Source organism: Mesotoga sp. UBA5557 (assembly GCF_002425715.1).
In the GTDB taxonomy this organism is placed as follows: Bacteria; Thermotogota; Thermotogae; order Petrotogales; family Kosmotogaceae; genus Mesotoga.
In genome coordinates this window covers 22,749-33,470 of sequence record NZ_DIMV01000069.1, presented here as the reverse complement: position 1 = coordinate 33,470, position 10,722 = coordinate 22,749, and the positions used below count along the sequence as shown (strand labels likewise).

At 43.2% G+C, this 10,722-nt stretch carries 11 protein-coding genes; 7 read left to right on the top strand and 4 right to left on the bottom strand.

The features are described from left to right. Positions 1–485: 485 nt before the first annotated feature. Both B3157_RS09755 and B3157_RS09750 read left to right on the top strand, forming a co-directional pair. Complete coding sequence (locus B3157_RS09755; protein ID WP_214059953.1) at positions 486–1,385, top strand: DUF1848 domain-containing protein; 900 nt, start codon at positions 486–488, stop codon at positions 1,383–1,385. Positions 1,386–1,570: 185 nt separating this feature from the next. Then, positions 1,571–2,155, top strand: coding sequence for a DUF2179 domain-containing protein (locus tag B3157_RS09750; protein WP_099829794.1), 585 nt, complete (start codon positions 1,571–1,573; stop codon positions 2,153–2,155). A gap of 46 nt (positions 2,156–2,201) precedes the next feature. On the opposite strand, the gene B3157_RS09745 is transcribed toward B3157_RS09750, so the two are convergent. Genes B3157_RS09745 through B3157_RS09730 form a run of 4 tightly spaced genes read right to left on the bottom strand, consistent with a single transcriptional unit; the run spans position 2,202 to position 5,526 of the window. Then, complete coding sequence (locus tag B3157_RS09745; RefSeq protein WP_099829795.1) at positions 2,202–2,888, bottom strand: ABC transporter ATP-binding protein; 687 nt, start codon at positions 2,886–2,888, stop codon at positions 2,202–2,204. Beyond that, positions 2,881–4,044: an ABC transporter permease gene (locus B3157_RS09740; RefSeq protein ID WP_292590288.1), complete on the bottom strand. Its 1,164-nt coding sequence runs from the start codon at positions 4,042–4,044 to the stop codon at positions 2,881–2,883. The genes B3157_RS09745 and B3157_RS09740 overlap by 8 nt, the downstream gene beginning before the upstream one ends. Continuing rightward, a complete protein-coding gene (locus B3157_RS09735) occupies positions 4,041–4,694 on the bottom strand; it encodes a cobalamin B12-binding domain-containing protein (protein ID WP_292590287.1) in 654 nt (217 codons plus the stop codon). The genes B3157_RS09740 and B3157_RS09735 overlap by 4 nt, the downstream gene beginning before the upstream one ends. Positions 4,695–4,704: 10 nt before the next feature. Then, positions 4,705–5,526 (bottom strand): aldo/keto reductase, encoded by an 822-nt coding sequence (locus B3157_RS09730; RefSeq protein WP_099829798.1) that lies wholly within the window; start codon positions 5,524–5,526, stop codon positions 4,705–4,707. Between the two features lie 257 nt (positions 5,527–5,783). Between B3157_RS09730 and B3157_RS09725 the strand changes: the two genes are divergently transcribed. The 5 genes from B3157_RS09725 (at position 5,784) to B3157_RS09705 (ending at position 10,718) form a co-directional block, all read left to right on the top strand. Beyond that, positions 5,784–6,107 carry a hypothetical protein gene (locus B3157_RS09725; protein WP_099829799.1) on the top strand — a complete coding sequence of 108 codons (324 nt, stop codon included), beginning with the start codon at positions 5,784–5,786 and terminating at the stop codon, positions 6,105–6,107. Between the two features lie 144 nt (positions 6,108–6,251). Then, on the top strand, positions 6,252–6,893 hold the full coding sequence (locus B3157_RS09720; RefSeq protein ID WP_214059950.1) for a peroxiredoxin: 642 nt from the start codon (positions 6,252–6,254) through the stop codon (positions 6,891–6,893). Positions 6,894–7,201: 308 nt separating this feature from the next. Further along, positions 7,202–8,497: an ABC transporter substrate-binding protein gene (locus B3157_RS09715; protein ID WP_102818814.1), complete on the top strand. Its 1,296-nt coding sequence runs from the start codon at positions 7,202–7,204 to the stop codon at positions 8,495–8,497. Between the two features lie 56 nt (positions 8,498–8,553). After that, positions 8,554–9,429, top strand: coding sequence for a carbohydrate ABC transporter permease (locus tag B3157_RS09710; protein WP_214059948.1), 876 nt, complete (start codon positions 8,554–8,556; stop codon positions 9,427–9,429). After that, a complete protein-coding gene (locus B3157_RS09705; protein WP_292590286.1) occupies positions 9,423–10,718 on the top strand; it encodes a carbohydrate ABC transporter permease in 1,296 nt (431 codons plus the stop codon). Before B3157_RS09710 ends, B3157_RS09705 begins: the two co-directional genes overlap by 7 nt. Positions 10,719–10,722: the final 4 nt, after the last annotated feature.

The following is a 10,722-nucleotide window of genomic DNA, read 5'->3' as shown; positions in this document are numbered from 1 at the left end:
TCATGTTTGATTCTAAGAATTTCGAGCATCTTCTGGGACAAGTCGACACATGCTACTCTGGTTGTCGTGTTTAGTCTGAATATCTCGTCGAGTTCCGCAACCGAGATCAAGTATTTTGATTCCAGCAGTAACTAAAACTAACCTTTCCACTTCTCTGTAGAATTTAGCAGATTGATATTGTTCTTCATGTGTGATTCGAATGAATCGGCTCTTCTTCTGTCGAAAACACGAAAAAGGAAGGAAGCCATTCTTCCAGTTCCAGTTGATTATTATTTACTTCTTTTTTTCTTTTGTTTTTCTCTCTCTATTCTCTACGATCTCTACGAATCAAAACACACATGTCCCCTTTCTTCAGTCGCTATGATCTTCTGTATTAATATTGAAGTAGTCAGCAAACGTTATGTTTTTTCGAAATGGCGAATCGAGCTGTGATGATTTTGCACTTCACGAAAATCAAACTTAACATTACTCGAAAGGAGACAGGAATGATTGTAAGTGCGAGCAGGAGGACAGATATCCCTGCTTTTTATTCAGAGTGGATGATAGAGCGTTTGAAAAGTGGCTTTGCTCTTGTTAGGAATCCGTTCAATCCCCATCAGGTGAGCAAAGTTATCCTAAATCCAGAAGCAGTAGACTGCTTCGTATTTTGGACAAAGGATCCCAAAAAAATGTTAGACAAGCTGAATCACTTTGCCGATTACTGTTATTATTTTCAATTCACGATTACGCCCTATCATGGAAGTGTAGAGCCTGGGCTTCGCAACAAGAGAGAGATTATCGAGACCTTCAAAAAGCTTTCCGGAAAGATTGGAGAAAACAGAGTGATTTGGAGATACGATCCTATTCTGATAAATGCAGACTATAGTGTCGACCATCATCTACGGGCCTTTGAAAAAATGGCGCATTTGCTTAAGGGTTTCACTGAAGAGTGTGTGATTAGTTTTCTCGATTACTATCAGAAGATCTCATCAAACCTTCGAAAACTTGATGCAAGGGCGCCTAATGAAATTGAGGTAAGGAAAATTGCCAGCCATTATTCAGAAGTATCATCTTCTGAAGGAATGAAGCTGAAGACATGTTCAGAGACCGTTGATCTTTCGGAATATGGAATTAGTCACGGAAGCTGTATTGACGGGACGGTAATTGACACGCTGACAGGCAAAAGGATTGATCACCCAAAAGACAGATATCAGAGAGCTGCATGCCGCTGTGTCGAGAGTGTCGACATTGGCGCATATAATACCTGTCTTAATCGTTGCCTATACTGCTATGCAAGCTTTAGTGAGAAAGCGATTCGTAGAAATTATCATTCCTTTAATCCAAAGGCCCCGCTTCTTTGTAGCGAATTGCAGGAGCACGATGAGATTACTGAGAGAAAGAAGTAGAGATATGCTAAATTTGGTAGAAATGATCTATACTAAGTCTGCCTCACTTGCCAGTTCATTCGAAGAAATCTGTTTTGCCCGTATTAAACAAGGTAATCTTTTTCATCATGCTATCCTGAAAGAAGTATCTTATAATTGGCTTGAGAGAAGAGTTTCTATGTAAGAATGCGGTAGGAGGGTTTCTAATGGAAGAATTCTTGAGTGGCGATCTCTTCAGATGGGTTCTTATGCCTCTGATAATCTTCTTCGCAAGGATCATCGACGTTTCTCTTGGAACCACGAGAATCATAATGGTTTCGAGAGGCAAGAAAGAAATAGCAAGTGTTATCGGTTTTTTTGAGATTATTCTGTGGTTGCTCGTTGCCAGCAAAGTAATCCAGAGTGTTGACAATGTACTTTACATTCTTGCTTATGCAGGTGGCTTCGCGGCCGGTAGCTACATAGGAATGCTCATTGATGAGAGGCTTGCAATTGGAACCGTATCGGTTAGGCTGATAATTTCGAGAGATCCAACTGAACTTATAGAAAAACTGTGCCAGGCTGGATTTGGAGTTACAAAGATAGACGCTCACGGTGCTCGAGGAAAGGCTTACATTGTTTACAGTATCATAAACAGGAAAGAAGTGGAAGACTTCGAGAGAATCGCTCTGGAATGCGTTCCAAAGGCGTTCATGTCAGTTGAAGATATTCGAAAGGTAAAAGAGGGGGTCTTCCTCCCCAAAGATACGATGCGCCTCAGAAGGGAATCCCCCTTAAGAAAGTCCAAATAGCTTTCCAGAAGTGTTATTATTTAGAGAGATGAGGGGGATGTCCCCCTTATCTCTTTATGTCATTGAAAATGTTGCCATCTCTGATTTCAACTATTCTGTCTGTCTCTTCTGCGATTCTTCTATCGTGAGTAATTATTACGAATGTTGTTCCGTATCTCTTGTTGAGATCACGCATGAGGCTGAAGACCTTCGCTGAGGTATCGGAGTCGAGATTGCCCGTAGGTTCATCTGCAAGTATAATCTTCGGATTGTTGATAAGGGCCCTTGCTATTGCGGTTCTTTGCTGCTGACCTCCCGACATGTTTGGAGCTAGATTATTCCTAACCTTGCTGATTTCAACGACATCCATTAGTTCCTTCGCCCTTTCCATAATTTCCTTCGAGGGTTTAAGACCTTTAATTCTGTAAGGAAGAATTACGTTTTCGAAAGCAGTGAACTCGGGAAGCAGATAATGAAACTGGAATATGAATCCAATAGTCTCATTTCTAACACTTGCGAGTTCATTCTTGTTCATTTTGTTTGTCTGTTTCCCTGCGATTTTTATTTCACCGCTCGTGGGTTGATCTAAAGTGCCCATAATGTTCATGAGTGTAGATTTTCCGCTTCCAGACTGTCCGACTATCGAAAGAAACGATGAGTCTTCGATTTCAAGATCCACACCGTGAAGAACTTCTGTCTTCACAACCGTTCCGTAAACCTTTTTTATATCCTTAAGCTCGATTATGTTAGCCATTTCGTATCACCTCAACAGGGCTGAGTTTGGAGGATCTCCTGGCTGGGACCATTGCGGCAATAGTTGAAGCGCCAATGGCAATGAGCGCGGACAACATTACAAACCCATAACTCAGAGAGATTCTGATGATCGGTTCTCCGTCAGTTCCTACGGCAAAAGTGGAGAACATAATTATAAGCAGGATTCCGAATGCAATTCCAACTACTGCTCCCACAATGCCGAGAGCGAGTCCCTGAAAGAGAAAAACGAAACTCGTCGTGGAATCCTTAAGTCCCATAGCTTTCAGAATTCCGATCTGCCTTGATTTCTGGACTACAGTTATTGCGAGCACGCTTGCTATTCCAAGGGAAACGGCTATGATTACGAACACCTGAATCATTATGCTTGAGACGCTCTGCCCGTTCAGTCCGGAGAGGAGATCTTCGTTCTGAGATTTCCAGTCAGTTACAAGTAAAGCAGACCCCGAAAGACGTTCCGAAATGACAGAGGCGTTTTCATCGGCTCTGAAGACCTCGCTCACCTGCATCTCTATCGATGTGACTGCATCACCAAGTTTTCCAACTGACTGAGCGGTGCCAATCGTTGAGATCATCCAGTTTTTGTTAAGGCTTGCAACACCCAGATCGAAGACACCGACTACCTTCAGAATCTCAACTGCTCTATCCGGAGTGAAGATTGTGATTTCTTCTCCAAGGTTCACATCGAGCTCATCCTTAAGACCCTTGCCGATAATGATTTCTCCGTCTCCTTCAGGAAGGCTGCCATCAATGAGGCGACTATCCGTCTTGTAAATAACATGTGATTCGGGGAACTGCAGACCTCGGAGGAGAACAGATAAGGTTCTGTCGCCGCTGCTTATGAAGACAGGAACATCTGCGCTTGCAGAAAGAGCCGTCAGATCTGTTGGCAAATCAAGAGAAGCGATTTCCGAAATTATGCCTTGCCAGTCTTCTACTCTGTTGTTTTCCGATGAGGAGACAGTTATCTGCGAAGAGCTTCCGATTGTTGTATCCACCAGGTCTTTTTGGAGTCCCTGGATAAGCGAGCCTATGAATACCTGAACGGAAACACCTATTGCAATTCCCATTACTATGAGAAGAGTTTGGGTCTTGCTGGAAGATAGAAAGCGCATCGCAATTGAAAAAGCCAATCTCATTTTACATCACACTTCCCCAGAGCTAGAATCTCTCTTGGATCTTTCAGGAAAATATCTGCACCGACTTCCTTCCAGTAGTCGGGATTTTTTTCGAATGCATTTCCACCTACGACAACTCTCGATTTCCCACCGGCTTCTTTAATTCGCGAAATCATCCTTCGTGTGTTTATTAGGTTGTAGTAGTTTGAAACACTAATCGCAACGTACATTGGACTCAGCTTTTTCGCAGCCTCAAGGAAGGTGTCTAGCGGGGTATTTGCTCCGACGAATATGGAATTGTACCCAGCGATAGTGAAGATATCCGAAATCATTCTAGCTCCGATCTCATGATACTCTTCGGGCGGGCAGAGTACTGCCACTGTCTGATCATTCTTTTCTGATCCATTGTCTCTTCTTTTCTTCACAATATAAGGGAAGCAGCATTCCATTACCGTTCTGACAATAGAGCTCCTTATATGTTCGTTCCATATGCACAATCTGTCGCTCACGTAGTCGCAATCCCAACTCCTCAATGCGGGTGCAAGAATATCCAGATACAAATCGATTACTTCAACATTGCCAGACTCAAGCGATTCTATGCACACCATCACTGCCCTCTCTTTATCTTGTGAGTCGAGAGCGCTTATAAAGTTGCTCTTGATATCGTTCAAGATGTCCTCCTTATTCTAGTGAATCAAGCATTTTCATATCCTCTCTGTCGAGAACAATCATGCCTGCTTCTAGATTTTCTCTCAGGTGTTCAAGCTTGGATGCCTTTGGTATGACCACCACACCATCTTTCCCCAGCAACCATGCAAGCATTACTTGCTGAACAGAGGCCGAGTACTTTTCAGAGAATCCAGTCAGAAGTTTCTCGGTTGAGGCTTTTAATGCGTTTCTCTTTAGCGGCGAGTATGCGGTTAGGGTAATGCCATGATCTTGGCAGTATGGTAGAAGCTCATTCATTGCTTGCCGGTCTTCTAGATTGAAGAGAACCTGATTGTTTACAATAGGTTCCTTTGAAATAGATACGGCCTTCTTAAGGAGCTGCGTGTCGAAATTAGAAACTCCGATATGCCTTATCCGTCCGTTCTTCACTTCTTCATTCATCGCCGAAAGAGTCTCTTCTAGCGGAACTTCAGGATTCGGCCAGTGAATAAGATACAGATCAATATAGTCTGTTCTCAGCCTCTTCAGTGTTCTTTCAAGGGCTTTGTGTAAGTCAACACTCCGCAAATGAGTGGGCCAGACCTTAGATGTGATAAACAATTCTTCTCTACTGAAAATCGAGACTGCCTCTCCAATTATTTCTTCGGTATGGCCACCACCATAGTATTCGGCAGTATCTATGTGCTTGTAACCCATTTCAATGGCTCTGGACAATGTGTCAATGTGTTCTCTGTCCCTCGTTTCATCAGGAACGTCTCTTCCTCCGATCTCCCATGTGCCTAGACCAATGGCGGGGATTTCTCCTTTGTTATCCTTCAGAGTTCTATATATCATTTAGATCACCCCCATTCCCTAAATTCTACATTAATATTTCGATAGATAATAGTCTGCCGATAAATCTAGAACTCCTCCTGGTTAATATAGGTAGACTGCCTTTGATGTATAATAAATGGAACGGGCTGATCACTTTGCAATAGTAGCTATGAACGGTCTTTCACAAACGGCTTTTCCAGAAATCAGGGTCTACATCTGGTACCTTCCTGTGTTAGTTATAAACAGAATCTAAGAAACCAGACGAAGGAGGGAGCGCCATGTACATTGTTTGCGATTTGAGGTACGCTGTTTCTGAAAGTAGATCCACAGAGGCTTTGAAGATGATACTTGAGACGCTCTCAAAGAAGTTACTTCTGGGAGCCCAAGGTGACACGCTCAACATGAGAGCCGAGACTGAAGATACAATTGAAGTTCAGATCATGGCTCTGAAAGGTTCCTGTTCCTTTGAAGAAGTGGTGCCAAGGATCAACGAGTACCTTTCACTGATCTCAAGAGCCCTGGAAACAAGTTTTCCAGATTACAGAGTAGTCAGTTCATACATCTACCCCGATGAAGAAGAGACACCTTACCTACTCTGTTGAAGTCATAAAAAGAGGGCCAAGAGCCCTCTTTTTCTTTAGAATCGAAACCTCTGTTCGGCATAATTGTATGGTTGACAAACAAAGTAGCGAAAAGTATAATTATATTGTAGCTAATAATAATTATTATAAATATGGAGGTGCTTTATGGAGAAAAGGATTCCATTGATCGGAGAAGATTTCCCTGAGATGAAAGTCAAGACGACACATGGGGTAATGAACCTACCGGAAGCTCACAAGGGAAAATGGTTTGTTCTATTCAGTCATCCGGGGGACTTTACACCGGTTTGCACGACCGAATTCGTGGGCTTTCAGAGAAGATATGATAAGTTCAGAGAGTTAAACTGTGAACTCGTAGGTCTTAGCGTTGACCAAGTCTTCTCTCATATAAAGTGGACGGAGTGGATAGAAGAGAAGCTAGGTGTGAAAATCGAGTTCCCTATTATCGCGGACGAAATGGGCGAAGTAGGAATGACTCTTGGGCTTATTCATCCTGCAAAGGGAACGAATACTGTCAGGGCGGTCTTCATTGTTGATCCGAAGGGAAAGATCAGAGCTATCCTCTATTACCCGCAAGAGCTGGGAAGGAATATGGATGAGATTCTCAGAATGGTAAAGGGCTTCCAGGTTGCCGATAAGAATGGAGTGGCTATTCCGGCAGATTGGCCAAACAACGAGATCATTGGGGATCACGTAATCATTCCTCCCGCATCAGATGTCAAGACTGCTGAAGAGAGAAGGGGCAAGGAAGGTTGTTACGACTGGTGGTTCTGCCACAAAAGCTTATAGAGTAATAGATAGAGTGTAAGCAGTTAGTACTAATGGGATCGGCATTGGCCGATCCCATTTTTATAGCTCTATTATGCTTAGGATATCTTCAGTGAACTTCTATAATCGGTTTCCTCTGCAGATTGCATAAGATCTCTTGGTTCAAACCATACTCTTAGAGCTAGTTTCTTAGAGTTATTTCTATCTAATCGATGCTAGATTGACGAGAATGGCAGTGATGGATCCTGAGGCGGTGTATAGCCTCTTTGAACGAAAGAAGAAGTTTGGTATCATTAGGGTGAAAAAAATTTCCTTCGGAGGTGGTGAAAATGAAAAAAATATTCTTTGTAGTATTTCTGGTATTGATGCTTTCGGTAACAATGACTGGAAAACTTGTTTACTGGCACACTCAGGAAGAAGAATCCAGACAGCAGATTATCGCTCAGTTGATCGAGTCGTTTACAATTGAAACCGGAGTAGAAGTTGATGTTGTGGCAATCGAGGAGAACGAGATGTTCTCGAAATTGGCTGCGGCTTCTGCGGCCGATACACTTCCAGACCTAATTGAAGCTGGCGCTGAAACTATTCTCGGCCTTGGAGCTGACGGTCTTCTGGATACTGTGATTCCAACAAGATTCATCAGAAATGCAGGGGATTTCTACACTGGTGCAACAAGATTTGTTATTACTCCGGCTGGGGATCAGTATTTTGCTATTCCTTATCACGGATGGGTTCAAGGAATTTGGTACAGAAGAGATTGGTTTGAAGAAGCGGGTCTTGCCGAACCAACAACTTGGGATGCGATTATGGAGGCGGCAAAGTATTTCCACGATCCTCAGAATGGAATGTATGGAATCGTACTTGGAAAGACCAACGATGCCTACGCGGAACAGGTCTTCACAATCTTTGCTTTGTCAAACGGAGCAAGGATTTTCGACAAGGACGGAAATGTAGTCATTAACTCTCCTGAGATGAGAGAGGTACTTCAGTTCTACAAGGACCTTGGCGCATATTCAGCTCCAGGACATACCTACTGGCAGCAGGCAAGAGAACTCTATCTTGCGGGTAGGACACCTATGATGTTCTACTCAACTTACGTCATGGATGACCTGGCTCTTGCCGAGATTCAGACTCAGTTCATAAGCGACTTTGATCCAGATCTTGTTAAGAACACTGAATTCGCTCCCATGATGACTAACAGCAGGCCTTCCTCCTTTGGACAGGTCTTGTCGCTCGCGATCGTCAAGTCTTCCCAGAACAAGCTTGATGTTCTCAAACTTCTCGATTTCATGTTCGAGCCGGACAATTACATAAAGTACATACATATGGCTCCCGGTGGAATGCTTCCTACAAGAGCTTCCATAGCTGAAAGCGAAGAATTCCTGAACGATCCAAAGGGGATTTATAAGAGCTACGGCGCAGAAAAGATCAAGGCAATCATTTATGGTATGGAGAACATTGAGAAGTTCGGTTATGTAGAAGGAAGAGTCTTCCCCGAAATGGGAAAGATATCCGGAGCCTTCACTATAGGTAATGGCATAGTCATGATGTTCGATAACAACGCAACCCCAGATCAGGTTCTAACCTTCTGGAGAGAGGACATTAGAAAGCTTATAGGAAGATAAACGCCTGACATCGAAGGCCCCGGAGCCGGGGCCTTCCTTTTTTGGAGGTAGATCTTATGCAGCAAGCAGCCTCTTCCATATTGAAGAAGGAAAATAGTTTAGGTTGGAAACTTGTTTCGCCAACAGTAATCCTACTGATGATATTGATAATCTATCCGGTGGCGTATAACATATACATTTCGTTTTTCGACTACGGGATTACTAGTTCAACGTTCGTAGGATTAGAAAACTATATCCGAGTTTTCAAAGACGCTGCTTTCTGGAAGTCCTTCTTCATAACAGTTGGTTTCACTCTGATGACAGTTATTGGAAGTATATTGTTGGGTCTCGGAGTAGCGCTGATGATGAACAAGGAGTTCAAGGGGAGGGCGATAGTTAGGACGATCATTCTGCTTCCATACATTACCCCACTTATCTCGATAGTCTTTTCATGGAAGTACATATTTGATCCAAGCTACGGGCCTTTTATGCAGTTATTCAGTCAAAGTCTCGGATGGGTCTCTCCGCAACTTGATCTCCTAAACAACTCGAACAATGCATTCTTTGTGGCATCGATATTCAACATTTGGCGGAACTTCCCTTTTGTTTACCTGATGCTGCTTTCAAGACTTCAATCTATTCCCGATGAGTACTACGAGGCTGCAGAAATCGATGGAGCAACATCATGGAGTAAGTTCACGAATATCACTCTACCGGAGATCTATTTCGTCATGGGTGCTGTCGCTCTCATGAGGGGTATCTGGAATTTCTATAAGTTTGACGAGGTCTATCTGATCAGCAAGAGAGCTGGCACTCTGCCTATCTTTATCTATGAAAGGGTTATCGGTACAACTTCGCCGGAGTACGGAGTGGCCGCGGCAATTGCAACAATCCTTATGGTAATTATGCTTGGGCTGATAACTGCATACGTGAAGAAGGTGTTGAAATGGTAAGGAAGAAGACACCTTTCAGAAGAGTCATGTTTGCATTGGGGATCTCTTTAATCTGTTTCTTCATACTCATTCCGTTTTATTTCATGGTTCATGTATCTCTTAAGGCAGACTACGATCCGAACAAAATGACATTCTCAGATTTCACAATCAGAAACTATCTGGAGATATTTGGGCTTATTCAAAGTAGTGAGACAGAGTTTTTCGGCGATGAGATAATTAGGGCAAATCTTGAACCTGTATTGAAGAGGATAGATGAGTTGGAAGAGAGAACGGCCTCAATTGAAGTGTATACGCGGTATGTTCATGATGTACAGCTCAAGGCCAAGGAAAAAGAACTGAGAGATATCGTTGATCTTGTGATCGACTTCAGTGGAATTGATGTAACAGACAGGGAAGAGTTTATTGAAAACTCGCTCGTTCCAGGTACAGAGGAGGCTTCAATAATCGAGGAAAACATGAAAACCATATTCAGTGCAAATGATGTGAAACGGTTCACGGATTTGAGAGCCGAGGTTGACAACGCTCTCTCCGAGGAAGCGCTTGCCGCCGGTTTCGAAAAGGCAAAGGCTCAACTGAAATTATTCGAAGCGCAGAAGACAAAAATATTGGAAGAGAGAGCTAGTGAATTTCCCTTCTTGAAATACCTTAGAAACTCGCTGATATTCGCAGGGATTTCCGCTTTGATAAGCCTCTTCGTAGCGATTTTAGGAGCATATGCATTCTCGAGGCTGAGATTCAAGGGTAGGGGACTTGTTCAGCGTTCGGTTCTTTTCGTGTATCTGTTCGGTGGTACCGTAATAATGGTGCCGCTTTATCAGATGGCGGTGAAACTTGGAATCCTTTCTACTCCATTTGGTACCGGAGTTTATCTGATCATGGTCTATGTTATTCAGACACTTCCGGTTTCTCTTTATATGTTGGGAAACTATTTCCGGACAATTCCGTTTTCAATAGAAGAAGCGGCGATTATCGATGGCTGTTCCAGAGTGCAGGCGATCTTCAAGATTGTTATTCCGCTCTCTCTTCCAGCAATTGTCACAGTATATATCTATGCCTTTATGATTGGATGGAACGAATACTTGTTTGCATCTGCCTTCCTTGGCCTAAAATCCTATAAGGATCTCTTCACTCTTCCAATTGGGTTGAATGCGTTTTCCGGTTCGGCTCATGCAGTATGGGGAAGGCTGATGGCGGCTTCAGTAGTTTCGGCAATCCCAATCATAATCATCTTCAGTCTCATGCAGAAGTACCTGACAAGCGGATTCACTGCCGGAGGTGTCAAAGAATAGGAGG

What these genes read in the sequence shown, in the direction of transcription:
- B3157_RS09755 (WP_214059953.1), top strand. Translation starts at nt 486, where the DNA reads ATGATTGTAAGTGCGAGCAGGAGGACAGATATCCCTGCTTTTTATTCA.
- B3157_RS09750 (WP_099829794.1), top strand. Translation starts at nt 1,571, where the DNA reads ATGGAAGAATTCTTGAGTGGCGATCTCTTCAGATGGGTTCTTATGCCT.
- B3157_RS09745 (WP_099829795.1), bottom strand. Translation starts at nt 2,888, where the DNA reads ATGGCTAACATAATCGAGCTTAAGGATATAAAAAAGGTTTACGGAACG.
- B3157_RS09740 (WP_292590288.1), bottom strand. Translation starts at nt 4,044, where the DNA reads ATGAGATTGGCTTTTTCAATTGCGATGCGCTTTCTATCTTCCAGCAAG.
- B3157_RS09730 (WP_099829798.1), bottom strand. Translation starts at nt 5,526, where the DNA reads ATGATATATAGAACTCTGAAGGATAACAAAGGAGAAATCCCCGCCATT.
- B3157_RS09725 (WP_099829799.1), top strand. Translation starts at nt 5,784, where the DNA reads ATGTACATTGTTTGCGATTTGAGGTACGCTGTTTCTGAAAGTAGATCC.
- B3157_RS09720 (WP_214059950.1), top strand. Translation starts at nt 6,252, where the DNA reads ATGGAGAAAAGGATTCCATTGATCGGAGAAGATTTCCCTGAGATGAAA.
- B3157_RS09715 (WP_102818814.1), top strand. Translation starts at nt 7,202, where the DNA reads ATGAAAAAAATATTCTTTGTAGTATTTCTGGTATTGATGCTTTCGGTA.
- B3157_RS09710 (WP_214059948.1), top strand. Translation starts at nt 8,554, where the DNA reads ATGCAGCAAGCAGCCTCTTCCATATTGAAGAAGGAAAATAGTTTAGGT.
- B3157_RS09705 (WP_292590286.1), top strand. Translation starts at nt 9,423, where the DNA reads ATGGTAAGGAAGAAGACACCTTTCAGAAGAGTCATGTTTGCATTGGGG.